Source organism: Metabacillus crassostreae, from assembly GCF_016908395.1.
In the GTDB taxonomy this organism is placed as follows: Bacteria; Bacillota; Bacilli; order Bacillales; family Bacillaceae; genus Metabacillus; species Metabacillus crassostreae.
The window spans coordinates 36,351-61,797 of record NZ_JAFBDU010000005.1 but is presented as its reverse complement, the minus strand read 5'-3'; the positions used below and the strand labels follow the sequence as shown (position 1 = coordinate 61,797).

At 34.5% G+C, this 25,447-nt stretch carries 23 protein-coding genes; 12 read left to right on the top strand and 11 right to left on the bottom strand.

Translation table 11 applies throughout. The features are described 5' to 3' along the window. Positions 1 to 87: 87 nt before the first annotated feature. Entirely contained in the window at positions 88 to 1,299 is a 1,212-nt protein-coding gene (locus tag JOC75_RS15485) for a NupC/NupG family nucleoside CNT transporter (protein ID WP_204954921.1), read from the bottom strand. Between the two features lie 389 nt (positions 1,300 to 1,688). Here JOC75_RS15485 and JOC75_RS15480 point away from each other — a divergent pair, with 389 nt between their 5' ends. Then, positions 1,689 to 2,285, top strand: coding sequence for a LysM peptidoglycan-binding domain-containing protein (locus JOC75_RS15480; RefSeq protein WP_204954920.1), 597 nt, complete (start codon positions 1,689 to 1,691; stop codon positions 2,283 to 2,285). A gap of 127 nt (positions 2,286 to 2,412) precedes the next feature. Here the strand turns inward: JOC75_RS15480 and JOC75_RS15475 are convergent, their stop codons facing one another. Further along, positions 2,413 to 3,459 carry an NAD(P)/FAD-dependent oxidoreductase gene (locus tag JOC75_RS15475; protein ID WP_204954919.1) on the bottom strand — a complete coding sequence of 349 codons (1,047 nt, stop codon included), beginning with the start codon at positions 3,457 to 3,459 and terminating at the stop codon, positions 2,413 to 2,415. Between the two features lie 321 nt (positions 3,460 to 3,780). On the opposite strand from JOC75_RS15475, the gene JOC75_RS15470 reads away from it, so the two are divergent. Continuing rightward, the gene (locus tag JOC75_RS15470; RefSeq protein ID WP_204954918.1) at positions 3,781 to 4,611 is read left to right on the top strand and encodes an ABC transporter ATP-binding protein; all 831 of its coding nucleotides are present in this window, start codon (positions 3,781 to 3,783) and stop codon (positions 4,609 to 4,611) included. Positions 4,612 to 4,759: 148 nt separating this feature from the next. On the opposite strand, the gene JOC75_RS15465 is transcribed toward JOC75_RS15470, so the two are convergent. The 4 genes from JOC75_RS15465 to JOC75_RS15450 are packed head-to-tail and all read right to left on the bottom strand — an operon-like array spanning position 4,760 to position 8,953. Further along, positions 4,760 to 5,530, bottom strand: a complete 771-nt coding sequence (locus JOC75_RS15465) for a PHP domain-containing protein (RefSeq protein WP_204954917.1) — start codon at positions 5,528 to 5,530, stop codon at positions 4,760 to 4,762. Positions 5,531 to 5,548: 18 nt separating this feature from the next. Further along, positions 5,549 to 6,367, bottom strand: a complete 819-nt coding sequence (locus JOC75_RS15460) for a CbiQ family ECF transporter T component (protein WP_204954916.1) — start codon at positions 6,365 to 6,367, stop codon at positions 5,549 to 5,551. Continuing rightward, positions 6,342 to 8,066, bottom strand: coding sequence for an ABC transporter ATP-binding protein (locus JOC75_RS15455; RefSeq protein ID WP_204954915.1), 1,725 nt, complete (start codon positions 8,064 to 8,066; stop codon positions 6,342 to 6,344). The genes JOC75_RS15460 and JOC75_RS15455 overlap by 26 nt, the downstream gene beginning before the upstream one ends. After that, positions 8,066 to 8,953 carry a DUF8171 family membrane protein gene (locus JOC75_RS15450; RefSeq protein WP_204954914.1) on the bottom strand — a complete coding sequence of 296 codons (888 nt, stop codon included), beginning with the start codon at positions 8,951 to 8,953 and terminating at the stop codon, positions 8,066 to 8,068. The genes JOC75_RS15455 and JOC75_RS15450 overlap by 1 nt, the downstream gene beginning before the upstream one ends. Before the next feature lie 195 nt (positions 8,954 to 9,148). On the opposite strand from JOC75_RS15450, the gene JOC75_RS15445 reads away from it, so the two are divergent. Together JOC75_RS15445 and JOC75_RS15440 are read left to right on the top strand one after the other, a co-directional pair. Beyond that, the gene (locus JOC75_RS15445; protein WP_204954913.1) at positions 9,149 to 9,979 is read left to right on the top strand and encodes a MurR/RpiR family transcriptional regulator; all 831 of its coding nucleotides are present in this window, start codon (positions 9,149 to 9,151) and stop codon (positions 9,977 to 9,979) included. Between the two features lie 189 nt (positions 9,980 to 10,168). Further along, positions 10,169 to 10,462 carry a Dabb family protein gene (locus tag JOC75_RS15440; protein ID WP_204954912.1) on the top strand — a complete coding sequence of 98 codons (294 nt, stop codon included), beginning with the start codon at positions 10,169 to 10,171 and terminating at the stop codon, positions 10,460 to 10,462. Positions 10,463 to 10,495: 33 nt separating this feature from the next. Here JOC75_RS15440 and JOC75_RS15435 read toward each other — a convergent pair whose 3' ends face one another. The 3 genes from JOC75_RS15435 to JOC75_RS15425 form a co-directional block, all read right to left on the bottom strand. Next, positions 10,496 to 11,158 (bottom strand): YczE/YyaS/YitT family protein, encoded by a 663-nt coding sequence (locus JOC75_RS15435; protein ID WP_204954911.1) that lies wholly within the window; start codon positions 11,156 to 11,158, stop codon positions 10,496 to 10,498. 97 nt (positions 11,159 to 11,255) lie between these two features. Next, positions 11,256 to 12,398: an NADH-dependent flavin oxidoreductase gene (locus JOC75_RS15430; RefSeq protein ID WP_204954910.1), complete on the bottom strand. Its 1,143-nt coding sequence runs from the start codon at positions 12,396 to 12,398 to the stop codon at positions 11,256 to 11,258. An 81-nt stretch (positions 12,399 to 12,479) separates the two neighbouring features. After that, positions 12,480 to 13,358, bottom strand: a complete 879-nt coding sequence (locus JOC75_RS15425) for a cation diffusion facilitator family transporter (RefSeq protein WP_204954909.1) — start codon at positions 13,356 to 13,358, stop codon at positions 12,480 to 12,482. A gap of 142 nt (positions 13,359 to 13,500) precedes the next feature. Between JOC75_RS15425 and JOC75_RS15420 the strand changes: the two genes are divergently transcribed. The 5 genes from JOC75_RS15420 to rluF all read left to right on the top strand — a co-directional run bounded on the left by JOC75_RS15420 (position 13,501) and on the right by rluF (position 19,023). Further along, positions 13,501 to 14,364: a dimethylarginine dimethylaminohydrolase family protein gene (locus JOC75_RS15420; RefSeq protein ID WP_204954908.1), complete on the top strand. Its 864-nt coding sequence runs from the start codon at positions 13,501 to 13,503 to the stop codon at positions 14,362 to 14,364. A 197-nt stretch (positions 14,365 to 14,561) separates the two neighbouring features. Next, on the top strand, positions 14,562 to 15,872 hold the full coding sequence (locus tag JOC75_RS15415; protein ID WP_204954907.1) for an MFS transporter: 1,311 nt from the start codon (positions 14,562 to 14,564) through the stop codon (positions 15,870 to 15,872). Positions 15,873 to 16,273: 401 nt separating this feature from the next. Next, the gene (locus JOC75_RS15410) at positions 16,274 to 16,792 is read left to right on the top strand and encodes a PH domain-containing protein (protein ID WP_204954906.1); all 519 of its coding nucleotides are present in this window, start codon (positions 16,274 to 16,276) and stop codon (positions 16,790 to 16,792) included. Beyond that, positions 16,789 to 18,243: a PH domain-containing protein gene (locus tag JOC75_RS15405; RefSeq protein ID WP_204954905.1), complete on the top strand. Its 1,455-nt coding sequence runs from the start codon at positions 16,789 to 16,791 to the stop codon at positions 18,241 to 18,243. Before JOC75_RS15410 ends, JOC75_RS15405 begins: the two co-directional genes overlap by 4 nt. A 72-nt stretch (positions 18,244 to 18,315) precedes the next feature. Next, complete coding sequence (rluF, locus tag JOC75_RS15400; protein WP_204954904.1) at positions 18,316 to 19,023, top strand: 23S rRNA pseudouridine(2604) synthase RluF; 708 nt, start codon at positions 18,316 to 18,318, stop codon at positions 19,021 to 19,023. A gap of 371 nt (positions 19,024 to 19,394) precedes the next feature. Here rluF and JOC75_RS15395 read toward each other — a convergent pair whose 3' ends face one another. Beyond that, complete coding sequence (locus JOC75_RS15395; RefSeq protein WP_204954903.1) at positions 19,395 to 20,075, bottom strand: phosphatase PAP2 family protein; 681 nt, start codon at positions 20,073 to 20,075, stop codon at positions 19,395 to 19,397. A 258-nt stretch (positions 20,076 to 20,333) separates the two neighbouring features. Between JOC75_RS15395 and JOC75_RS15390 the strand changes: the two genes are divergently transcribed. Further along, positions 20,334 to 20,939 (top strand): YetF domain-containing protein, encoded by a 606-nt coding sequence (locus tag JOC75_RS15390; protein WP_204954902.1) that lies wholly within the window; start codon positions 20,334 to 20,336, stop codon positions 20,937 to 20,939. A gap of 10 nt (positions 20,940 to 20,949) precedes the next feature. Further along, positions 20,950 to 22,248 carry a chloride channel protein gene (locus JOC75_RS15385; RefSeq protein ID WP_239589510.1) on the top strand — a complete coding sequence of 433 codons (1,299 nt, stop codon included), beginning with the start codon at positions 20,950 to 20,952 and terminating at the stop codon, positions 22,246 to 22,248. 269 nt (positions 22,249 to 22,517) lie between these two features. Here JOC75_RS15385 and JOC75_RS15380 read toward each other — a convergent pair whose 3' ends face one another. Further along, complete coding sequence (locus JOC75_RS15380) at positions 22,518 to 23,450, bottom strand: L-lactate dehydrogenase (protein WP_204954901.1); 933 nt, start codon at positions 23,448 to 23,450, stop codon at positions 22,518 to 22,520. 416 nt (positions 23,451 to 23,866) lie between these two features. Here JOC75_RS15380 and JOC75_RS15375 point away from each other — a divergent pair, with 416 nt between their 5' ends. After that, on the top strand, positions 23,867 to 25,315 hold the full coding sequence (locus JOC75_RS15375; protein WP_420828038.1) for a L,D-transpeptidase family protein: 1,449 nt from the start codon (positions 23,867 to 23,869) through the stop codon (positions 25,313 to 25,315). Positions 25,316 to 25,447 lie beyond the last annotated feature (132 nt).

The window sequence follows — 25,447 nt, the reverse complement described above, 5'->3', positions numbered from 1 at the left end:
TATAAAAGAAACATAATAAAAAAGAGCGAACCATAAGGATTCATAAAACAATCCTTGGTTGCTCTTGTCTATATTTCAGATCGTTAATTAAAGAAACATTCCAGCAATGGCTGCGCTTAATAATGATGCTAGTGTTCCTGCAGCTACTGCACGAATTCCTAGCTTTGCTATATCAGCTCTACGACTTGGTGCAAGTCCACCTAATCCACCTAATAGAATAGCCATAGAACTTAAATTTGCAAAACCACATAAAGCAAAGCTTACAACAATAACTGTTTTCTCAGATAGCTGAGCAATTTCTGGTGCAAAAGCAGAATATGCAACAAACTCGTTTAAAACTAGTTTTTGACCAATAAAGCTTCCTGCAGTCACAGCCTCTGCCCATGGTACACCTATAGCAAAAGCAAGTGGAGAAAACAAAATACCCAAAATTGCTTGAAGAGAAAGATCACTATAACCAAAGACACTGCCAAATAAGCCTAAGATACCGTTTACTAAAGCAATTAATGCGATAAATGCTAGTAACATTGCCCCAACATTTAGTGCTAACTTTAATCCATCAGATGCCCCTTTTGCAGCAGCATCAATTACATTGACTGTTTCTGTATCCTTTTCCATCTTATATTCTTGTGCTTTGACTTTTTCTGTTTCTGGTATTAATAGCTTGGCCATAATTAAACCGGCTGGTGCAGCCATAAAGCTTGCTGCTAATAGATATTCAAGTGGAACACCTAATAAAGCGTATCCAACAAGCACTGAGCCTGACACAGATGCAAGTCCACCTGTCATTACTGCGAATAATTCTGATTTTGTCATTTTATCTAAATATGGACGAACAACTAGTGGTGCTTCAGTTTGTCCAACAAAAATATTTGCTGCAGCTGACATTGATTCTGGCTTACTAGTTCCTAACAGTTTAGATAAGCCTCCACCTATAAATTTAATAAACAATTGCATGATGCCCAGATAATATAGTACAGAAATTAATGAAGAAAAGAAGATTATTATCGTGAGAATTTGAAAGGCAAAGACAAATCCAAATTCTTCTACATTTGCAGCTGGTCCAAACACGAAGGAAATTCCTTCATTAGCATAATCTATAATATGTTGTACGACCGCTGTCATCCCTTTAAGTAATTCTCTTCCTGCTTCCCATTTTAAAACAATAAAAGCAAAGACAATTTGAATAGCTAGGCCACCAAAGATTGTGCGGTAATTTATCATTTTCTTTTTACTAGATAACAAAAATCCAATACCTAAAACAGTTAATATACCAAAGATTCCCCATAATACATTCATGAATGTCACCTCTTAGAAGATTTTAATTAAGAAAACGCTTACCAATTGTCAGTCGTCAGACAACCATTTGATATTAACAAATAGTTTCGGTTATGTAAATGGATAAATTTTCACTAGCTCTAAAATTCTTTAGAATTTAACTCAATCTTGCTTTTGCTTCTTTGTTATTCTTCATACAAGTACAAATTTACTTACATATGCAGATTTGAAATATTTCAATTAGCCTATTATAAATGTAATGAATTCCTTACTAGAAGCAGGAATCAACTTAGATAATAAAGGATGAAAACATAAGAAAATAGCAGAATCCTATAAATGTCGAAATTTCACGTTTAGTGTCAATCCATTTAAGGTAATGAACTAATATACTACTAAAGGAGGAATTGATCATGAAGAAAACTTCAAAAGTATTAGTACCAACTTTAGCATTAGGTATGGCGTTCGGAGCAAGTGGATTGTCAGCAAATGCTGCAACGGAAACAGTTGAGCCCGGTGATACACTTTGGGGTATCGCTCAAGAAAACAATGTTAGTGTTGAGCATTTAATGGATTATAATAGTAACTTAGATCCATATGCACTCCCGGTCGGCACTGAGGTTGAATTAAACTCGAATAATCATTCAGATAGTTCACAAAATGGAGAAATGGTTACGCACACCGTTCAACCAGGAAATACACTCTATGGAATTGCACAAGCATATGACGGGGTTTCAGTAGATGACTTACATCAAATGAATGAAGGTAATGATCCTTATAATCTAACAATTGGATCAGAGATAACTGTTGTTGGTGAAAGTTCAAATAACAATAACAATAGTGACGAACATGCAAACTATGTACATCATACTGTCCAACCAGGAAATACGTTATATGGAATAGCAAGTGTGTATGATGGGGTAACAGTAGATGAAATAATGGATGCTAACCCAAATGTTGATCCTAGAGCATTAACAATTGGTTCACAAATTGCCATTCCTTTAGACTAATCTATTGAAAAAGAGTAACTTTTATTGCTCACAGGTTCCGATTTGGAATATGATAAGGTAAATCAAATAAAAACGTGAATTCACTTTTGAATTCACGTTTTTATTGTTTAAACATTTTTTGATATTCTCATTTAACCATTTCTCTAATTAATTTACGGTTTCTGTCTTTAAAAATTTCATTATGAGAAGAAACCATTCCAATTGCTGTAGCTTCAGGTTGAATAAACAATTTTGCTTTATTTACTGCATTTGCCGCATCCTGAAATGCACCAGCAATTAAATTAAGTTTTCCATCATGCTTTAAGATATCTCCAGCAGCATATATACCCTCTACAGAGGATTCACTTGTTGTAGTGCCTGTAATATAAAAGTTATCCGTTAAATCTAATTTCACTTCACTATTCTCTAAAAGTGAGGCATCACGTTCATAGCCATGATTAATGATAACTTCATCGATTGGCAAATAGGTAATGTCCCCAGTTTCAAGATTTGTTAATTCAACTTGTTCGATTTTCTCATGATTATCAGAAGCCATTAATTTTGTAATGGAAGTTTGTAAAAAACAATGTGCCGAACTATTTAAAAGCTGTGTGACCTGGGCTTCATGGCCAGACAATGCTGGTTTTCTATGCGTTAAATAGACCTTTTTCGCAATTGGCTCTAGTTCATTGGCCCAATCTATAGCTGAATTACCTCCACCAGAAATAATAACAGTTTTATCTTTAAAACGTTGTAATGATTTCACTGTGTAATGCAAATTAGCAACTTCATATTTCTCAGCACCCTCAATTTCAAGCTTTTGAGGATTTAAAATCCCGCCACCAACAGCAACAATAATGGTTTTAGAATAATGCTTCATACCAGAAGTAGCTAATAATACAAAAGTTCCATCTTCATTTTGAGAAATAGACTCAATCTTTTCATTTAATACAACAGTAGGATCAAAGGTTAAACCTTGATCAACAAGCTGTTTAATTAAATTTGAGCCTAAAATTGGGGTCTGACCCCCAATATCCCAAATCATTTTCTCAGGATATACATGAACCTTACCACCTAATTGTGGTTGATATTCTATTATTTTTGTTTTCATTTCTCTAAGTCCACTATAAAAGGCTGAATAAAGACCTGCGGGGCCTCCACCTATAACTGTAACATCGAATAGTTCATGCTCCATATCATTCCACTCCTCATTTATACAGCTAATGATTATCATTCTCATTAAAATATACAACGATTCCTTGTATTTTACAATGGTTGTTTTCATATTGATTATTATTTTACATGGATAGCTCTCCCACTATGCTTTCATTATCTTTAGCTATCCCTTACTTTTGTAGATACCTTATAAGATCTAGTTTAAATTCCCTGTTAAATATTGCTGTTAATTCCCAAACAAATCCTTTTATAAAGTTGACAACACCAAAAAGAAATTATAGTATTTAATTACCAGTAATGATAATCATTTTCAATTAATAAATAAAATTGGAGGTACATAATGGTTCGCCTATATACAAATCAATTACAAATAGGCTATGGAGAGCAACTTATTATAAAGGATTTAAGTGTAGAAATTCCTGATAAGAAAATAACGACGATAATTGGGTCAAATGGTTGTGGAAAATCTACGTTGTTAAAAGCCATTACGCGTATTATTCCACATCAAGCTGGCTCTGTTCTTTTAGATGGACAAAACATTTCAAGAGAAAACACAAAAATACTTGCAAAAAAAATGGCTATCCTTCCACAAACACCTGAAAGTGCTAGTGGATTAACTGTTGGTGAGCTTGTATCATATGGACGTTTTCCTTATCAAAAGGGTTTTGGTCGATTAACAAAAAAAGATTATGATGTGATTGACTGGGCACTTGAAGTGACTGGAACGAAGGATTTTAAATTCCGCTCTGTTGATGCCCTTTCAGGTGGCCAAAGACAACGAGTGTGGATTGCAATGGCACTTGCTCAAGAAACAGATATCATTTTCCTTGATGAACCAACTACATACTTAGATATGGCCCATCAACTAGAAGTACTAGAGCTCTTACAAAAGCTAAATGTTGAACAGGAACGGACAATTGTAATGGTCCTTCACGATTTAAACCAAGCTGCACGCTTTGCTGATTACATTATCGCTCTAAAGGATGGTCATATTGTAAAAGCTGGTGATTGTGAAGAGGTTATTACTCACGAAGTACTTAAAGAGGTTTTTCATATTGATGCTAAAATAGGAAGAGATCCTCGGACGACAAAACCGATGTGCGTTACTTATAATTTACTACAGGGAGAAACACAAAATAAAGAAGCGATCTACTCTACTGTTGGTATTTAGATCTGTTTTTCTGAAGTAAAAATGACAATAAATATGAAGCAGGGCTGTTTCCTTTAAGTTACTAGCAGCAACAATGTTTACGAAAACAGCCCTAAGATATAACTTTATTATGTTAGTTTACTTAGCTCCTAAAAGCTCACCTTGCAATTCAAACAAGCTCTTTTTTTCCCGTTAGCACTTTCTTCAAAAGCTTTTTGACAAGTATTGCTGCTTTAATTTTAAGCCGAAGATTTTCAGATGTTTCTACTTCATAACGTCCTGAATCAATACTACGCTTAAGCTCATCTACTGTCCTACATTCCTGCTCAAATCGATTATAGACACTTCCATATTGAAAAAACTGGTGAGTATCACTGCCTCCAACAATAGGAAGCTCAATTGCTTCTGCAAATTGGCTTAACTTATCTCGATAAGCACTAATTCCTTGTGCATAAAGATCTTTACCATTTAAATCTAGTGCATCTAAACGCTGAATTTGCTCTTTATCAAGATGATATAGAGGTGTGCTTTCTCTAAACGGATGCGCACCAATTTTTAATAGATTAAATTGTTCAGCCAAGTCTATCAATTGATTAAACGGAATAAAGCAATCTTCCTTTGTATGATCCTCTAATTCTCCACGTATTGATAATATATCATGTCTATTACCCACTAACAGAATATGGCCAACCTCTTTGATATCTACTTCAATACCGGGAAATAGTTTTAAACCCTCTATATCATAATAATCCTGCTTATATTCATAGTGCCGATCAAGATACTCATATATATCATTAAATCGAGATGTGTTAAAGTGTTCAGTCATTGCTAGTGCTGTTAAACCACTAGCTTTTGCTTCTTCCATCATTTCTTTAAAATAATCTGGCATAAACGTTGATTTTTTTGAAATTTTTACATGGGTATGAAAATCGATTATCATCATATCCTCCTCGACATTTTAATTGTAGTAGCCCACTATAAACAAGCTAGCAACATACAGGGTTGAAAATAGTAAAAACATATAATCTTTAGTACGAAAAGACATGTGTGCAAGCTTGATTCTTTTTACTTCAGGATGGTTAAAGGCATAAAAGCTTCCTTTTGTCTCCAAAGCCTCCACTGTTGTTCTAGCTCTTTTTGATGTACTCAAAAGTAATGGATAGAAAGATAAAACAGCAATTTTTGAAAAATAGATAATAGCTCGCCAATATAAAATACCTTTTTTATCAGGTGCTTTTCCTCTTAATCGAAATGATAGAAAAATATGATGATATTCTTCTAAAAGGCTAGGTAGCATACGATAGCCATAGGCAATACAAAATGAAACCTGACCTGGCACTCCAATTGAAAGCAAACCATTACTCAATTTTTCAGGATCCATCGAACAAAAGACAGTGATACTTGCTAGTGAAATAATCGAAAGCTTTAACGTAAGAATAATTAGTGGCAATATAACAGTGAAATCACCACCAAAAAACCATGAAGCGATTAATAAATAACCTCCCTGACCCAATAACCCTAATACTAAGATTAAGACAATTAAAGGACTCACTTTTGCCATAAAGGTCGTGATAATCATAAAGACAAACATGCCTACTAAAACGGCTTGATTATGAATAAACCATGGAAAAATGCCAAAATATAGATACCAAATAAAAAGTGTACGAGGATCTAATTTTGCAAGAAATGTACTGTTATTTCCATATGCTGTATTTAAAAGCTCAATCTTCACTTGTTCAACTGAGAGCTTATCAGAAAGCTGTCGTGTAAATTCCACTTACATTCTCCTTTCTCTCCATAGCAAAAACAAATTCTTCTACTGTATAGGTAAGTGGAGATATGTTTAGTTTCCTACTTAACTCTAAAATTTGTGGCGGGTTTAGACCTGCTAAAGTAAGTAGCTCCTCATTAGTAAAAACCGATTCTCGGTCTCCATCATGAATAACTCTCCCTTCATGTAAAACAATAATTCGATTCGCCCATTCTGCAACAAGCTGCATATCATGTGTAGCAATTAAGACAGTATCAACTTTATCCCGTAATGAAGCGATTAATTTCGTAATATGTTTGCGGGTGGCAATATCCAGGTTTGCTGTTGGTTCGTCCAATAAAATAATAGAAGGATTCATTGCTACACCAATTGCTAATGATGCTCTTCGCTGTTGCCCCCCACTCATTAATCGACTGTCTTTATCTTGTAGCTCACTTAATTCAAATTGAGCTAGAATAGTATCGACCACAGCTTTAAACTCTGGAACCTTTCGTGATTTCAAGAAAAACTCAACATCTTTTCTAACAGAATCCTCTATAAACATCTCTTCTGGGTTTTGGTATATATATGTCACAATATCAGCCATCTTTTCTGGTGAGTGTTTGTGTGTATTCATATCCTTGACAAGTACATCACCTTTTTCGGGCTTCACTAGCCCTGTTAACAATCTCATTAAAGATGATTTACCTGCACCATTTGTACCAACAAGAGCCACTAAATCTCCACTATGAAGCTCCAAATTAATATTGTTTAACACTTGTTTTCTAGAACGATTAATTGTTTTATATGAAAAATGGACATTTTCCAATGAAACAGTCGTCTTTTTTATATCATTTTTATGATTGGTTTTTACTAAATCTCCATTAGAAGACAACGCCATTTTTGAGAAGTAAGTAACTGCTTCTTCAAGTGTTACAGGTATCTCTCTATCTTTTAGCTCTCCTATTCTATAGGCTGCTTGTGTCACTTGAGGAGGAAAGATATTGCTTTTCATCAGCTGACCAACTTCTCGCAAAGCAGCTTTAGTCGCTTTTTTCCATATCACTTGTCCTTTATCCATTAAGATAGCTTGCTTACAATATTCTGCAATAAATTCAGTATGATGCTCAATCACAATGATTGTTTTCCCATATTCCTTATTAAGCTTCTCTAAAATTTTATATACTTCTTCAGCATGAAAAGGATCTAGCTGTGCAACTGGTTCATCAATAATTAAGATCTCTGGATCAAGAGATAGTGCTCCTGCTAAAGCAAGAAGGTGCTTTTGTCCACCGCTAAGCTGCCATATAAATTCATCATCATGATTCTGCAAGCCAACAAGATCCAGCGCTTTTTTTCCCTTTTCTTTAAAATCCGGATCACCATAATTTAATGGGGCAAAGCTGGCATCCTCGAGCACCCGTGGGCAGACAAGCTGGTTTTCAAAATCTTGATAAACATACCCAACATGCTGAGATAATTCTGTCACTTTATGGTCAGTTGTTAGCTTCCCATCTACCATGACCTCTCCAGAATAGTCTCCAACATAATAATGAGGAATTAGTCCATTGATCAGTTTACAGAGAGTTGACTTCCCACTACCATTACTTCCCATAATGGCTACGAACTCTCCTTTATTTATTGTTAATGATATATTTTTCAGAACTGGCTCATCTCCACCAGGATATTGAAACGATACAGAATCGATTATAATTTGTGGTTTCATCAAGAAATCCTCTTTTTTAATGGATCATCCATGTTTGATTGATTTCTACTTTTATTTTTAAGGAGAATCAGCACAGTGATAAAAGCAATAATTCCAGCAACAGCTAAGCTTAACCAAATAAACCAATCTCCATATGTTTCAACAAAATCAGCTTCCCACTCCACATTAAATCCTGCTTCTGATAGATATTCGAATAAAAATGCTGAGCAAGCTAACATAACACCTACAACAATTAATCTTGGTGCAAGTACTTGTTTCATCGAATACTTAACTGTTATATCTCTTGGCTTCATTCCTAATAAAGGTTCAATTTTTCCATATAATCGTGGGACTAGATACAAAGTTGGTAATAAGGCAAATAAGATACCTGAAAATAGTACATCATTTAAAAAGGCAAAGCCTTCAATAACAATTACACTTTCTGCTAATCCTGGTACTGCTTCTAGCTCTTCTACACCAATCCACACTTTTCCGATATCTACCATCGAGCTGATTGCTTGATGAATGATGACACCCGTTATGGCTGCAATACCTACCTGTCTTCTATTCTTCGGGTCATTCACAAGTGAGCCTGCAATGAACATCGCCAGGGAAAAGCTAATGAATTTTTCTAATTCACCAAATCCACCAAACTGCCCAAGCATAATTTCACCAAAGATGACCTCACCTAGAGACGCCCCTATTGCGGCATATAAGGGATGAAATAAAATACATAGAGTTAAAGGAATAAATGCAAAATACTCAATAGAAAATTCAATAGGACCTAAATTCACAGATGGTACTAACTCAGTAATCATATTAGATAAACCGTATAAAGACATTGATAAAATAAACACCATCATTTTCTGTGACTGGGTAAGAACATATCTTTCATTGATTTGATTCATTTTAATTACCTCCTTTAATTCGATTACCTTTATTCTAAATGTTGGATATTAATACAATATAATTCTGTTGTAAAATACTTGTAAACTTATTATCTTTTTTTAACATTATGTAAAAAAACTATCATTATCAAAATATCTACTATTTAATGTGCTATGATACGTGGGAAATACCATAGAAAAGGAGATTTTATATAAATGGAGTTTAATTGGAACATAGAAACCATGTCACCAAAACAATATAAAATTGCCGATTATATTCAGAAAAATGCACATCGTGTATTACTTTCAACAGAACAAGAGATTGCTGAGGCAGTGAAGGTTAGTATTGCTTCTGTTTCGCATTTTTGGAGAATAGTAGGCTTTAAAAACTTAAAGGATTTTAAAGCTCATATAAGTTCACAGCTAGAGGTATCACCAGCAGGTAAATTTAAAAATGTGATGAAAAAAGTTGAAGATCAGGAGGTACAGCATCACACACTTTCTCTTTCGATTAATCATTTATATAAAACAATTGAAGAGCTCTCCGAAGACTCCTTCCAAAAAACAGTAGAATTGTTATCAAATGCAAACAAGGTTTACATACATTGCCCTGGTCCGTCTATTGGTTTAGGGGAATTGATGACCTATCGAATGGTGAGATTCGGTATAGATATTAGGTTAATACATAAAGGAGGCAGTGAGTTATTTGAAAGCCTTATGCATTTAAGAGATGATGATGTTTTCGTTTTATTTGGATTTATTCGATTACTGCCAGAAGCAAAGGTCATATTAGATTATTCAAAGGAAGTAGGATTTAAAACGATATTGATTACAGATCAACTAGTTTCTGATTTTTCAAGAGAAGCTGATGTTGTATTGTTTGCAAGTAGAGGGGAAATGAGAGATTTCCATTCGATGATTGCTCCAACTTATCTTATTGAAAATTTAATTATTGCAATAGGAATGAAGGATAAGGAAGACAACGTAAAGCGTCTTAATTCATTAGGTATGCTTAGAAAAAGGTATTCGACTGATTTACCAAGATAATGGTTAATTTCGGGCAAAACGAAAGAAATCGTCCATAAAAATACATAATCCAAATTACCCTAAACTATTCACTAGATCGTTCGTTTGTTAGTAATCAACCTGATATTTCTGAGAATGAAAAATTGCTATCAGTGAAGCCAGTCTGTAAAATGAAGAAGATAAAGAAGATAAAAAAGTGAGGGAATTAACATGATCCAACGTACAGTACTTCTAAAATTTGCTGAAACAACTACTCAGGAACAGCTACAGGAAGTTGTGAGTCGTTTTACAGCATTAAAAAATGTGTTAACAGGAATCAATGAAATTCATGCTGGTTTTAACTTAGCTGAAAAAAGTAAGGAATTTCAAGTTATCCTTATGGTTCGTTTTGAAAATCAAGCTGCTTTAGATGCATATACAGCGAATGAAGATCACCAAGCTGTTGCTGCTTTCATTCGCGAAGTAGGTAGAGTTGATAGTATTGGTGTAGATATCAATTTATAATATGATCTTTAAACAAAATAATCCCCACCGGATTTAACCGATGGGGCTATTTTGTTCGATCAGAATATCCTTTGAATCTGAATCCATTTTCTCCATATAAAAGGTAATTAACCTTTTACACTGTGGAATTGAACATCCTACTATTGGTCCTAAACCAAATGCAATGATAAGTGTACCGATTCCCACAGGACCACCTAACATCCAGCCTAGTACAAATACCAGTACTTCAATCCCGTTTCTTACCCATTGAATACTCCATCCAGTTTTATCAACAATCACAAGCATAATACTGTCCCTTGGACCAGCTCCAAAATCAGCTGAAACATAGAGTCCTATTCCTAACCCTACAAAAAGAACACCGATAATAAATGCTAAAATTGCACCTGTGAGGCTTTCTATAGTAGGTAAAATCCAGTTAAAGAAGTCAATGAATATACCTAGAAATAACATATTAATAAAAGCCCCGACTTTCGGCCAGGCTTTATTGACAATTGAACTTATAAATAACAGTAAAAACCCGATGATAATTGACCATGAACCAATTGTTAATCCCATTTGAATAAACAAACCATAATGGAAAACATCCCACGGTCCTATCCCTAATTGCTCACCTTTTATTGTTAATGAAATGCCTAATGCTAAAACTAGTATTCCAAAAATAAAAAAAGACCAGCGAAGAAACCATTTCTTTCTCATAACTGCTCCTTTATCTCATGTTATATTTGAGCTAATAACTCTATTCTAATATAACATGAGATTGAGGCAGTAGCTGTAATCTATGTTTTCTGAAATATTATACTCCTGGGAACCAACCTGGTGTGTTCACAATTGCGTTCCATAATGGATCTGGAATCACTAATTGTTCCTGCTTTTCTTTATCAAGCTTAGTAACAATTTCATCCTCTTTACCTTCTTCAAGCTTTTGAACCCAATCAGGATCTATAATTAATTCTCGACCTAGGGCTAATAAAGGAACACCTGATTCAAATGCTTCACGTGCATCTTGCGCAGAATAAATAGATCCTACACCAATAAGAGGGACACGATTATTGATTGTTTCTTGTAAATAAGCGATTCGTGACTTCTCTAAATCTTCTACACCTCTTTTAGGTTTTGAGAAGAATTCAAAAAGTGATACATGTAAATAATCTAAGTCTTTATCAGCTAATGCATCCACTAAGCTCAATGTTTCATCCATTGTAATTCCTGGTGTTTCAGGCTCTTCTGGTGAAAAGCGATAGCCCACGATAAAAGGTGATGTAGCATGCTCTTTTACAACACTTTTCACTTTATCTACCACAGCTAGAGGGAATGTCATTCTTTTTTCTAAGCTTCCTCCAAAACGATCTTCACGTCGATTTGAATGAGGAGAAAAGAATTGTTGAATTAAATAACCATTTGCTCCGTGAATTTCTATCCCATCAAAACCGGCTTCAATTGCACGACGTGTTGTTTCACCGAATGCATTGATGATTCCTTCCACTTCGTCTTCAGTTAAAGCTCTTGGTTTCACATCTGGCTCTTCAGTCGAAACGCCACCTTGTTCTGCAGGGATATCACTAGCACTAACAATTTCTCCATTAGGGACTAATTCTGGTGGACACATTCTCCCTCCATGAAAAATTTGCAGCACAGCCTTAGCACCTTGATCCTTTATACCTTGTGCTAGCTTCTTTAAGCTTGGAATCATTTCATCACTGTCTGCTCCAAACTCGCCATGAAATCCTTTACCATTTGCTGTTACATATGTACATGCAGTTATGACCATGCTTACACCATTTGAACGGCGTGCATAATATTTCACTTCTTCTTCTGTAACAGTACCATCTTGGTTAGAAGAAAAGTTAGTCATAGGTGCCATAACAAGTCGATTTTTTAGTTCAATTCCATTTGAAAATGTAAATGGTGATAATAAACCTTCATTATTTTTATTCATTTTGTTACCTCCTCTTATAAGATAGTGTTATCTTAATAAAATAATCTTCAGATGTACATTTTAATGCTTACTAGGATGTGCTCATGATTTTACATATGGCTCAACATGAGCATGTACTGTATATATTTCATGGTTATCCATAAGCTTTTTCTCAACCGTTGTCGAAATATCATGCGCAGAATTAAAGTCTAAAGTTGAATCAACTGTGATTACGATATCAACCACTACATTGTTTCCATAGCTCCTTGCCTTTATGTCCTTTATTTCCTTTACTTCTTCTACTTTTGAAATTGTTTCTTTATATTGATTAATTAGCTCTTCATCAAATCCATCAGTAAGCTGATGAGAAGCACCTCTAAAAACCTCCCACGCTGTTTTACAAATGATAAGTCCTACAACTGTTGCTGTTAAGGGATCCATCCAAGGTAAGTTAAATTGGGAACCTATAATACCCACTGCTGTTCCTATACTAACAAGTGCATCTGATAAATTATCTTTCGCAGCTGCCATAACACTTTGACTTTTTATTTTTAAAGAAAGCTTTTTATTAAAGCGATAAACAAAATACATGACAAATGCAGAAAAAATTCCCGTCCATGCTGCAATCAGATCAGGAGTTTGACTAACACCTTTAAAAATTGATGTTGCTGCCCCGACTAAAACCTGTATACCTACAACCATCATAATAAAAGAAGCAATTAATGATGCCACCATCTCTGCTTTCCAGTGTCCATAAGGGTGATCTTTATCTGCAGGTTTTTGAGATAATCTTAATCCAATTAAAACTGCTACAGAAGCTAAAATATCTGTTGCATTATTTAGTCCATCTGCTCGCAATGCTTCAGAATTACTAATAGTGCCTACAAATAACTTTAATGCCGAAAGACATATGTATGCGATAATGCTAACAATTGCTCCTCTTTCACCTAATTTCAAATCAGAGTACTTTTTATCATCCATAAACTCACCTCCACGAAACTGTTTTACACATTAAATTTATATCGTTTGATCAATAAATATATTTAAATTGATACCAGATAAATATTATTCTCAAACAGGGTAAATCCTATTAATAAATTATGTGATTTTTAGGAGGAGCAAAATGGAGCTTAATTACGATCAAAAGATAACCGTTTGTCATAATGAATACGATGTCTTAAAAAGAGTTATTCTTTGTGAGCCACATTATATGACGATTCGAGATGTGATAAATGAAACACAAAAGGAATTTAAAGATGAAGGAATTCATATCGATCGTGCTGTCAAACAGCATGGAGAATTTGTTAAAACATTAAGAGAGCATGATATTGAAGTTATTTTGCTACCATATCACCAGAAATTCCCTGAACAGGTTTTTACACGTGATATCGGCGTAACACTTGGTCAAACAATATTCGTCGCACAAATGGCAAGTGATGTAAGAATTGGTGAAGAAAATGTGTTAAAGCAATGGCTAGATGATGAAGGTCTTTCATATTTTAACTTAGCTGAAGATCGTATAGAAGGAGGAGATGTAATGATTGATGATCGTGTTATTTATATTGGATTGAGTAATCGTACTACTCAGTTCGCCGCTGATCATCTTAAAAGCCTCTTAACACAGTATGAGGTGGAAATTCTACCATTTCAAGAGAAGTTTCTACATTTAGATTGTGTATTTAATATAGTTTCTCCTAATGTCGCAATTATTTTTAAAGATGCTTTTGAACAAGAACAAATTGATTTTTTATCTTCTCGATATGATTTATTAGAGGTTTCAGAGGAAGAGCAATTTACACTCGGTACCAATGTTTTATCAATCGGAAACAATAAAATCCTAAGTCTGCCAGTAAATAAAGAAATCAACAAAAAGCTGCGTGATAAAGGTTTTGAGGTTATTGAGGTTGATATTACTGAAATCATAAAATCAGGTGGTTCGTTCCGTTGCTGTACTCTGCCAATTCTTCGTGAGAAAGCAGCAAATTAACTCTATAACTGTCAATACACTCGTACTATTGTTGACTCAATAATCAGTACGAGTGTATTTTTATTTTTTATGCTGAACATTCCGCATGAACATAATTAATTTTTTAGTACATAAAAAATTATACATTTCCTACCATTCTATTACCTTTTTAACATACAATTAAATGACAATTATAAATTTATGAGGGTGGATACATAATGACGAATAGTCCCAATGATTCCAAGGAGTTAACTAGTAACAGAACAGATATTCAAAGCTACATGAATGATCCCCAAAAGCAAAGCGGATTATATCGTCGTACATTAATCATTATTGTTATTGCACAAATTTTTGGTGGTGCAGGACTTGCTGCAGGAATTACCGTAGGAGCACTTTTAGCTAAGGAGATGCTTGGTACTGATAGCTTTTCAGGAGTACCTATTGCATTGTTTACTTTGGGCTCAGCAGGGGCTGCTTTGCTTGTAGGGAGATTATCACAGCGTTATGGGCGACGGCCTGGCTTAACATTTGGTTTTTTTGCTGGTGGAATAGGAGCAATTGGTGTAATAATCTCTGCTATAACCAATAACATTATCTTTCTTTTTATATCACTATTAATCTATGGAGCTGGTACTGCTACAAACTTACAAGCACGCTATGCAGGCACTGACTTGGCCCATTCAACTCAGCGGGCTACCGCAATTAGTATTGCAATGGTTTCAACTACATTTGGTGCTGTTGCAGGTCCAAATCTAGTAGGTATTATGGGAGATTTTGCTTCAACAATTGGAATTCCTTCATTAGCAGGACCCTTTATATTGGCTGCAGCTGCATATTTTCTTGCAGGTTTTGTGCTTCTCATTTTGTTAAGACCAGATCCGTTAGTTGTGGCTAAAGCTATTGCTGCTGCAGCTACAGAGAAAGCAAATACAAGGAAGCATTCAGATGTTAGTATTGAGGAAGAGTCGATAAATAATAACGGCATCCTTGTTGGTGCTTCCGTGATGATTTTAACGCAGGTTGTAATGGTTGCTATTATGACGATGACACCTGTCCATATGGGACATCATGGACATGGTTTGGATGAGGTTGGCATGATCATTGGCATTCATATTGGTGCAATGTACCTCCCGTCTTTATTTACGGGAATACTTGTTGATAAGATTGGACGGATTCCAATGAGCATTGTAGCAGGAATAACATTACTTACTGCTGGTATTTTAGCAGCAACAGCACCGACTGATTCTATGTTAATTCTCACGATCTCACTTGCATTATTAGGACTAGGATGGAACTTTGGATTAATTAGCGGTACTGCCCTTCTTGTAGATGCAACAAATTCTACTAATCGTGCAAAAATACAAGGAGCTGTTGATGTATTCATTGCTTTAGCTGGTGCAGCTGGCGGAGTGTTATCTGGTGTTATTGTTGCGTATACAAGTTATCCAACTCTCTCCCTTGCAGGTGGTGCACTTTCATTAGTGCTTATCTTAATCATTATTTTGTTTAGGAATTATAGTAAAGATTGATTACAAGTTAGAGGATGAGATATAAGAAAGTATCCATAAAGACAAATAAATCTAAATTATTCTACACGATCCAATATATAATACTTTCCTCTATTAATCAGTTAAGCTAGAAAAACATGTTTGTTCCAACACTTGCGTTCCACGGGGAGGAAAACTAAGCCTCCTCAGCTACGCCTGCTTAGGTCTAAGCTTTTCCTCTATTCCCGTAGGAGCCTTAGTGTCTTCCACTCCATTCCACTAGTTCTTAAGAATAGTTTGCAAAATCAAAAATCTATTAAAGACAGCAAATTAAGGCCCTTTTCTTCATATCCCCCTTCTTATCATAGAATATTTTCACATAATAACATTTTTTGGGAACTTTATATCTTCATACTCGTATTAGAAATTGAGGTGAAAGCAAGATGTATATCGAAATTGATGAACCAACAGAGCAAATTTCAAAATACGCTGTGAAAGTATGGAGAACATCTAATACAATCGGCCACACTTTAACACTAATAATTATTGCGATTTTGATACTTTGTACAATGAAGTTTGACTGGTATGAGTGGATTGGCATTGTGTTATATGCTCTAGGCGGGATAATAGTAATATCTGCAGTTTTTTCAATATTAATAGAACCTGCGTATTTGCAGCAAACATGGCGTTATAAAGTTGACCCGCAATTTATTCAGCTAAAACATGGTAAATGGCAAGTTGTTCACACTTTAATACCAATGGAGAAGGTTGAATATGTTCGAACAGAGCAAGGTCCTTTAATGAGACGATATCAGCTATATAATGTTGAAATTGGTACGACAGCTTCTAGTCATGTGATTCCAGCAATCCCAGCTAAAACAGCAAGGAATTTAAAGTTTCAAATTGCAGCATGGGCAAAATTACAAGATCAGGATTCAAATGAAGGAGAAAAAGGTGCATGAAACATGAAAAAAGAAGATATCACCCTGCTCTAATTGCAGTTGAGCTACTATCATTTTTCAAAAATTCGGTTGGATTCTATCTTTTTCTATTTATCCTTAAAGCCTCTTCTACATCTACTTGGGTTATTTGGGGTCGATATATTCTTATCATTGCATCTGTGTTTACAATCATATCAATAGTCTTAAAGTGGAGTACTATCCGTTATGAAATAACGAATGATACAATTATTATATATGAGGGTATTTTTATTAAAAAACAACGTCATATTGCTTTCAGTCGAATTCATAACCACACATCAAATACCAACTTTGTTCACAGGTGGTTTAAACTTACCTCACTAAAGCTAGATACAGGTACAACTGGTGATCATTCAGCTATCGAATTTCCAGTTATAACAATAGAAGAAAGAAAAAGGATCCTTTCAAAGCTTGATGGAAAACAAGATAGTGAACAGGATGAAAAAGAAAAGAGAATGAATCCACTAACAGGACGGACTGTTCATTTTCAATCGACTAAGAAAGATTTAATTAGAGCATCATTTACATCATTAAGCTTTCTGGCAATCTTTCCACTATTAAGCGCTATTTATTTTAACTTAGCAGAATATTTTCAAATTGAAGATACAGCAGAAAATGCACTAGACTACTTATTTATTCATTGGTGGATACTAATTATCCTCTTCATCTTTGCCCTAGCTATATCAATAGTCATAGGATTTTTCAAAACATCTATGAAATATGGAAACTATGTTATTAGTGATAATCAGGAGCAAATTTTTATTGAAAAAGGAATCGGCAATTTCACAAGCTTTTCTATTCAAAAAAATAGAGTTCAAGCAGTTATTGTCGAGCAAACACTTCTCAAGCGTATTCTCGGTCTAGCTTCAATTAAGTTAATCAGTACATCGTCATTTGAGGGAGATGATCAAGAAACAAGTTCCCTATATCCCTTTATGCCTAAGCATAAAGCATATGAAATTCTACATAAAATGTTACCGAATTATTATATTGAAGAGCATATGGAGAGGTTTCCAACTAAGGTTTTATGGCTAAAGCTCCTTCGTCCCTATTACCTAACGATCTTTACTATCATAGGACTATATTTCTTTAAAAAGGAATGGCTATGGATTTCAGCAATTATATTTACTTTGAGTATTCTTTTACGTGTATTAGATTATTTGTTCACAAGCTATATCCGTCATGGAAATACAGTACAAATTAGAAAAGGAGGGTTAACAAATTCTACCTTTGTTACACACCGTGAACGAATTCAACAAATAACAGTAAAACACTCTTGGCTACAAAGACAATTTGGTGTTGCCACTCTCCTATTTTCTAACAAAGCAAAACCACTATATGAAAGCGAGCTTTATGGTGTACCAAGAGAAGAAGCAAGCACATTTTTTAATTGGTATCATAAAAAATCCTTAGATAATAATCAAACCCCTTGATTTTGATTATTTTCCAAAAATAAAGTATAGTTGTGTATCATAAGAACAACCCTTTACCTAGGATGTGTGAACATGCGTATTAATAAATATATAAGTGAGTCTGGAAAAACTTCTAGACGAGGTGCAGATAAATTAATTAGTGAAGGAAGAGTCACAATTAACGGGAAACCAGCTAAGATAGGAAGCCAAGTAGAGCCTGGTGATGATGTTCTAGTTAATGGTGCTCCTGTTAGACTTGCTCCGAACTATGTTTATATCGCTTTAAATAAACCAGTTGGAATTACTAGTACGACAGAAAAAGGTGTAAAAGGAAATATTGTTGATTTGGTTAATCACCCGTTACGAATTTTTAATATAGGAAGACTTGATAAAGATTCTGATGGTTTAATTCTGCTCACAAATGATGGGGATATTGTTAATGAAATTTTACGTGCTGAAAACAAGCATGAAAAGGAATATATCGTTTCAGTAGATAAACCTATCACACCTGATCTCCTTAAAAGAATGTCAGAGGGAGTTAAGATACTGGATACTGTTACACTTCCTTGTGAAGTAAGACAGCTATCAAAATTCGATTTCCAAATCATCCTTACCCAAGGATTAAACAGACAAATTCGCCGAATGTGTGCAGAATTAGGGTATGAGGTATTCAGATTACAAAGAACAAGAATTATGAATATTCATCTAGGAAATCTTCCGCCTGGACAATGGCGAGATTTATCAAAAAAAGAACGCACGCGTTTGTTTAGTGAATTAAATTATGAACCAAAGCAATGGTAAAATAGAATAGAGGCTGGAACAAAATTAAAGAAATCATTCAAAAAGACGAATAAATTCAGTTAAGCTGAAAGAAACAAGTTCGTTCCATTGCGCTGCAGACATAAGATTCACCGGGGAGGAAGCTAAGCCTCCTCGTAAGCTGCGCGCCTGTGGGGTCTCAGCCTTTCCTCTGCACCCGCAGGAGTCAAATGTCTTCCGCTCCATTACACTAGTTCTTAAAAATAGTATGCAAAATCAAAAAACATTGAAGACTGCTAATAAAAACCCGAACTATTAGGCGAATGTTTAATTGACATATCACCTAATAATTTGGGTTTTTCATTAGCTTAAATACTTATGTCCCATCCTCTTTTTTGCAAACTACTCTGTAACTAAATGTTCATTGATTTTGTACTGTTTTTATTTTGACTTTGAATTTTGAGCCATTCAAGTGCGCTAATATTGAACATCAGCCAAACTGCTCCAGCTAAATATCCTGCAGCCACATCACTTGGGTAATGTGCTCCTAAGTAAACACGACTTAATCCTATTAATAACACTAAGATACTCACCAGGATAACTGTACTCCATTTAATAGCTTTTGATTTTATATTTCCTAAGATGATATATGTAAGAAATCCATAAAAAATTAGCGAGCCCATTCCATGACCACTTGGAAAACTATAACCTATTGCATCGATTGCTGAATTAATAGAAGGTCTTTCTCTTTGATAGATATACTTTAATATCCTTATGAGAAGTCCTCCACCACCTACTGCAATAATAAAAAAAGAAATTACCCACACCTCTCTATTTCTTAACCAAATGATCAAGATACATATCACTGACATTGTAGTCAAAAACCAGGCTGAGCCTAATTCTGTAATTAAAATCATCCACTTAAATCCTATATAGCCTCCGATCGGGTCTAAAACTTCCAATATAATAGTATCGAAGCTGGTTATCTCACTCTCTAAAAACCCCTCTGTAATCTCAAAAAAAGAATAGGTAAATACAGTAACCAATATAACTCCTACTAATAGAAGCCAAATGGAAAAGCCAGTATCTTTCATTGCATAACTGTCATCCTTTCTTCTTTTACAGTGCCTATCTTTACCCTTAACCTTAAAATTTCTCCTTAAAACATAGTAATAAGTTCATTTACTGGGAAATAATCTTATTTTTTTGATATATCGTAAATAATCATTAGAACGATTAGATACTCTAATAAACCTCAATTTATATCTCTGTATATCTACCCAAACACGAATAATCCCAAGCCTTCTTTGCCATTCTATACATATCATGGAATTGTTTACGGAGGAATAATTGTGGATTTTAATTTTATATGGAAAGCTGTCGTGATTGTTGTTGGGGGCGTACTAATTTTACGTTTAGCAGGAAGAAAGTCAATTTCTCAACTGACTGTTGCTCAAACTGTCATGATGATCGCAGTAGGTTCGTTAATCATCCAGCCTGTTAATGACCGTAACATTTGGATTACGATGGTTGTTACCTTTTTAATGGTATCTACCCTGCTTCTTATAGAGTATATTGTTATGAAATTCGACTCCTTAGAATCTTTTATTTATGGGAAATCCCTATTAGTAGTAGAAGATGGGAAAATTATTGAAAATAATCTCAAAAAATTACGCTTAACAGTAGACATGCTAGAAGTAAGATTAAGACAACAAAGTATCCAGAATTTTAGTGATTTAGAATGGGCCACAATTGAAACAAACGGTCAGCTTGGATATATGGTAAAACCTAATAAACAATATGCAACAAAAGAGGATATTCAGATGTTAAAAGACTTAATTGAGAGAAATCAATCAAAATCTAATAAAACCGTAACAAATTTCAGTAACTCAGATACTATTTTCAATGAAGTTAAGAATAATAAACATCTTAATGAAATTCCCGAGAACTTGAAATGAGGCAAGCAAATTGAACATAAAGAAAAAATACAAAAACTTCATTTCTCTACTTATACGATGGATATTTTTTGGAGCTATTATTGGTCTAATTGTTGGTACACTAACAACCTTCCTTTTAGAAACAAATGATTATATTGGAGAAGTAAGAGAGAAAAGAGATTGGCTGATATTCCTTCTGCCAATTGGAGGAATTATTATTGGGTACATCTATACCAACTATGGGAAGGTCTATTTAAATAACACCCTACATGATGCGGCCGATCATAATAATTTAGTGATAGAAGCTGTTCATGGAAACAAAAAGGTTCTTAAACGAATGGGACCTATTGTTTACTTAGGAACGTTCATAACTGTTATTTTGGGCGGATCAACAGGAAGGGAAGGAGCAGCTGTTCAAATGGGTGGCAGTGTTGCTGAAGCTGTTAATAAACTATTTAAAGTAAATGTACTAGACACTAAAGTATTAATAATGAGTGGAATTAGTGCCGGATTTGGTGCAGCTTTTGGAACACCTATTACTGGAGTAGTTTTTGGAATGGAAATGGCTGCCTTAGGTAAATTGAAGTTTGAAGCACTAGTACCTTGTATCGCTGCAAGCTTTGCTGGTCACTATATGTCAACAACAGTACTAGGGCATAAACATGAGAAATTAATCCTTCAAAGTGTGCCAGAGCAATCAATGATAATATTTATAAAAGTTATTGCTGTATCTGTTATATTTGCCTTATTAAGTGTGCTATATTGTCAGTTAAGACACGGAATCCAAAAGTATTCTGAGAAATTATTTAAGAAGAATCATATGAAAAGAGCCTTTTTTGGTGGTATTCTTATTGTGATTTTCACTTTAATAATAGGTTCACAAGATTACAATGGTCGGGGCTTAGAAATGCTACAGCAAGCTTTTCAAGAAGAAGTTCCTCCTTTTGCTTTTCTAGCTAAGCTTATCTTCACAGCAGTCACCCTTGGCACAGGATTTGTTGGAGGAGAAGCAATACCTTTATTTTTTATAGGAGCAACATTGGGTAATACTCTACATACCTTTATTGATTTACCTTTATCATTTCTTGCCGCTTTAGGTTTGATAGCACTTTTTAGCGGTGGTACAAATACACCAATAGCAGCATTTTTGTTAGCTATGGAAATGTTTGATGGTAAAGGTTTAGAGTACTTTTTTATTGCTTGCTTTGTTAGTTACATATTTTCTGGTCACCATGGATTATGGCCTGCCCAAAAAATTTATGAACCAAAGAGTAGATTATATGGTGTTAGTGATGGAGATACGATTAAGAATGTGGAAAAGCAAAAATGATATAAACCATATAAAAGCCATTTGAGATTCCCTCAAATGGCTTCTTTTTTTATTTATGATCTTACTCCTCCAACTTTAAACATCTCAACACCTAATTCCTCTAGTTGAACTTGGGCTTCTCCCTGTCTAATTGTGCCTGCTCTTTGCAGTTCCATTATTGATTGGACTTTTGCCTTTGTTTATTCGTCCACCTGATTCATTTAACCAAGTAACAGAGTTTGATAGTGTAAAGTAGAGGCCATTTATCATAATCATGAACTTACGTAATCTCACGTCCAAATTTCAGCTTGAATATCCCTGAGTGTTCTAACTGAATTTGCTAGTTTTTCTTGTTCTTTTTGATTCAATGTAAGCTCTACAACCTTTTTGATTCCTGTACGGTTTATGACTGATGGGATACCGATATATACATCACTATGTCCGTTTTCACCTTCCAAGAGAGCTCCTACTGGTAAAACAACATTTTCATTTCTTAAAATGGCTCTTGTAATTCTTGCTAATCCCATCGCAATTCCGTAATATGTTGCACCTTTAGATTCAATAATTTTATAAGCTGCATCACGAACCTGTATTGAGATCTCTTCCTTACGCTCTTCTGTTAGCTTCTGTGCAATTGGGGTGCCAGAGATATTCGCTAAACTCCATACAGGAAGCTGTGAATCACCATGCTCTCCAATAATATATCCATGCACACTTGTAGGTGCAGTATCGAATTCTTCACCTAATAAATAACGAAATCTTGCAGAATCTAAAACCGTTCCAGAACCAATGACTCGTTCTTTTGGCAAACCAGATATTTTCCACGTAGCATATGCTAAAATATCAACAGGGTTAGTTGCCACTAAGAAAATGCCATTGAAGCCTGATTCCATAATACTTCCCACGATTGATTCAAAGATCTTTACATTTTTACTAACAAGATCTAATCTAGTTTCTCCAGGCTTTTGTGCTGCACCAGCACAAATAACAACAATTGCAGCGTCCTGACAATCTGCATAAGTTCCAAACGTTATATTCATCGCACTAGGAGCATAAACAATTCCGTGATCTAAGTCCATCACATCGCCTTTTGCTTTTTCCTCATTTAAATCAATAAGAACTAATTCATCACATATTCCTTGATTCATTAAAGCATAGGCATAGCTTGATCCAACTGCACCAGTTCCAACTAACACAACTTTATTTCCATGAGTAAAATTCATCGTATATTTCCTCCAATTTTTATATTGGTCTATAAACTTTAGTTTATATAATTTATTCATTCATTCATTTCTTTGTAGTAGTAAAGTATTTCTCAGCTGCTTTTGTGAACTAATTGTAAGTATTAAACAAATCTTACCATCGGCAAAAGTAATGGTATGTAATAAATATCACATGATGATCTATTTCCTAAGACAATATAATAACCATTAAAATTTCAACATGATTCTAAGTTGGAAATTATGTTAAAACCCCAAACAATTTTAAATAATTATTTTCAATAATAAATTCTGTTAATATACAAATAACGACAAAGTTTACGCTATACTATCTAGTAGAATGATAATGAAAGTATAATTTTGGTAAACAACCTCGGTCATGAGCGCAAACTTAATTGTCGAAGTTATTTGGAGGGAACATTGTGGGAAATGCTGTAGAAGCTTCAGTTGAAGAGTCCTATCAATTACGATATAAATCAGTCAAGTGGTATAAAAATTGGAAATACATTTCCATGATAGTTGGTATTATCCTTGCACTCATACTTGGAGTCATTAGCTATTATCAAGCAAACTATTTTAATAGAAATATAATGATGAATGGCGTAAAAGTTGGTGGGTTAACCGCGGACGAAGCGATAAAAAAATTACAAGCAACTGTTTTAGAGAATGAAGTTTATATTGATCAACAACAAATTATTGATGGCAAAGATACTCAGATGAATTTTACAGATGACGATCTACCAGAAGTGAAGAATGTATTAAAAAAGCAGTGGACTTTCTTTCCTTCATCCAATGAACTTAATTATTCGTTAAAACCGATAAACCAAGATCAATATCGAGAAGAAGTACTCAAGAAAGAGCTTGAAGAAGCATTACTTTCAATGAACAAAAACCTTAAAGCTCCTAAAGATGCTCAAGCCATTCTTGAGCAAGGGAAAATATCAATATCAAAAAGCATTGATGGAACACAGTATGATGTAGCTAATTTACTAAAAGAGTACGAAAAACAAGAATATACGAGTAATATTCATCTTAATCCTGCTTTTCTACAACCAATTAAGGAAGATAGTCAAACTGTTTTAAATGAAGAAAAAAGACTAAAAGAACTACTTCAGCAAATAGTTGATTACAAGGTACAGGATAAAGTTCATTCTTTGAAAGCAAGTGAGCTTATTCAGCATGCTACTATATCAAAAGATTTGAAGCTTACAATAAAATCTGATGAAATAAAAAAGAAAATTAGCGAAATAAATGAAGCTCAATCAACTCTAGGTAAAAATTTCACGTTTAAGACTCATTCAGGTTCAGTTATATCTGTAAAAGGTCAAGGCTATGGCTGGGCACTTGATGTAGAAAAAGAAACCGCACTTATTCAAAGTGCTTTCGAAAAAGGAGAAAAATCAGTTTCTGCATCTAATATTCATGGAAATGGTTGGAGCAATGAGGGCTATGGTTATGACACGCTAACAAACAATGGCATTGGAGATACTTATGCGGAGGTGTCCATTAAGGAGCAGCGTATTTGGATATATAAAGATGGTAAATTAGCTGTAACAACAAATGTAGTCACTGGCAAACATAGTACACAAGAAGATACATCGCCAGGAGTTTGGTATATCCTTTACAAACGCTCACCTTATACTCTGTCAGGTAGTTCTGCAGGCAATCCGAATTATTCAATAAAGGTAGATTATTGGGCACCATTTACGAACAGTGGACAAGGATTTCATGATGCCAGCTGGCGAACAAACTGGTCAAGCAATGCCTATCTTACAGCAGGCTCTGGTGGATGTGTCAATGTCTCACCAAGTGTAATGAAAGCTGTGTATGATACTCTTAGTATTTATGATCCTGTTGTTGTTTATTAGGGGATTGTTGTTATGGTGGATTAAAATTAGTTCTATTCACTTTCCACTTATTCTTAAAAATAGTATGTAAAAACAAAAAAGACCCGAATTATAAGGAAAGAGATTAATTGAAATTTCTCCTAATAATTTGGG

What these genes read in the sequence shown, in the direction of transcription:
- JOC75_RS15415 (WP_204954907.1), top strand. Translation starts at nt 14,562, where the DNA reads ATGACGAATAGTCCCAATGATTCCAAGGAGTTAACTAGTAACAGAACA.
- JOC75_RS15430 (WP_204954910.1), bottom strand. Translation starts at nt 12,398, where the DNA reads ATGAATAAAAATAATGAAGGTTTATTATCACCATTTACATTTTCAAAT.
- JOC75_RS15395 (WP_204954903.1), bottom strand. Translation starts at nt 20,075, where the DNA reads ATGAAAGATACTGGCTTTTCCATTTGGCTTCTATTAGTAGGAGTTATA.
- JOC75_RS15470 (WP_204954918.1), top strand. Translation starts at nt 3,781, where the DNA reads ATGGTTCGCCTATATACAAATCAATTACAAATAGGCTATGGAGAGCAA.
- JOC75_RS15380 (WP_204954901.1), bottom strand. Translation starts at nt 23,450, where the DNA reads ATGAATTTTACTCATGGAAATAAAGTTGTGTTAGTTGGAACTGGTGCA.
- JOC75_RS15425 (WP_204954909.1), bottom strand. Translation starts at nt 13,358, where the DNA reads ATGGATGATAAAAAGTACTCTGATTTGAAATTAGGTGAAAGAGGAGCA.
- JOC75_RS15480 (WP_204954920.1), top strand. Translation starts at nt 1,689, where the DNA reads ATGAAGAAAACTTCAAAAGTATTAGTACCAACTTTAGCATTAGGTATG.
- rluF (WP_204954904.1), top strand. Translation starts at nt 18,316, where the DNA reads ATGCGTATTAATAAATATATAAGTGAGTCTGGAAAAACTTCTAGACGA.
- JOC75_RS15485 (WP_204954921.1), bottom strand. Translation starts at nt 1,299, where the DNA reads ATGAATGTATTATGGGGAATCTTTGGTATATTAACTGTTTTAGGTATT.
- JOC75_RS15450 (WP_204954914.1), bottom strand. Translation starts at nt 8,953, where the DNA reads ATGAATCAAATCAATGAAAGATATGTTCTTACCCAGTCACAGAAAATG.
- JOC75_RS15475 (WP_204954919.1), bottom strand. Translation starts at nt 3,459, where the DNA reads ATGGAGCATGAACTATTCGATGTTACAGTTATAGGTGGAGGCCCCGCA.
- JOC75_RS15410 (WP_204954906.1), top strand. Translation starts at nt 16,274, where the DNA reads ATGTATATCGAAATTGATGAACCAACAGAGCAAATTTCAAAATACGCT.
- JOC75_RS15455 (WP_204954915.1), bottom strand. Translation starts at nt 8,066, where the DNA reads ATGAAACCACAAATTATAATCGATTCTGTATCGTTTCAATATCCTGGT.
- JOC75_RS15405 (WP_204954905.1), top strand. Translation starts at nt 16,789, where the DNA reads ATGAAACATGAAAAAAGAAGATATCACCCTGCTCTAATTGCAGTTGAG.
- JOC75_RS15440 (WP_204954912.1), top strand. Translation starts at nt 10,169, where the DNA reads ATGATCCAACGTACAGTACTTCTAAAATTTGCTGAAACAACTACTCAG.
- JOC75_RS15465 (WP_204954917.1), bottom strand. Translation starts at nt 5,530, where the DNA reads ATGATAATCGATTTTCATACCCATGTAAAAATTTCAAAAAAATCAACG.
- JOC75_RS15445 (WP_204954913.1), top strand. Translation starts at nt 9,149, where the DNA reads ATGGAGTTTAATTGGAACATAGAAACCATGTCACCAAAACAATATAAA.
- JOC75_RS15435 (WP_204954911.1), bottom strand. Translation starts at nt 11,158, where the DNA reads ATGAGAAAGAAATGGTTTCTTCGCTGGTCTTTTTTTATTTTTGGAATA.
- JOC75_RS15420 (WP_204954908.1), top strand. Translation starts at nt 13,501, where the DNA reads ATGGAGCTTAATTACGATCAAAAGATAACCGTTTGTCATAATGAATAC.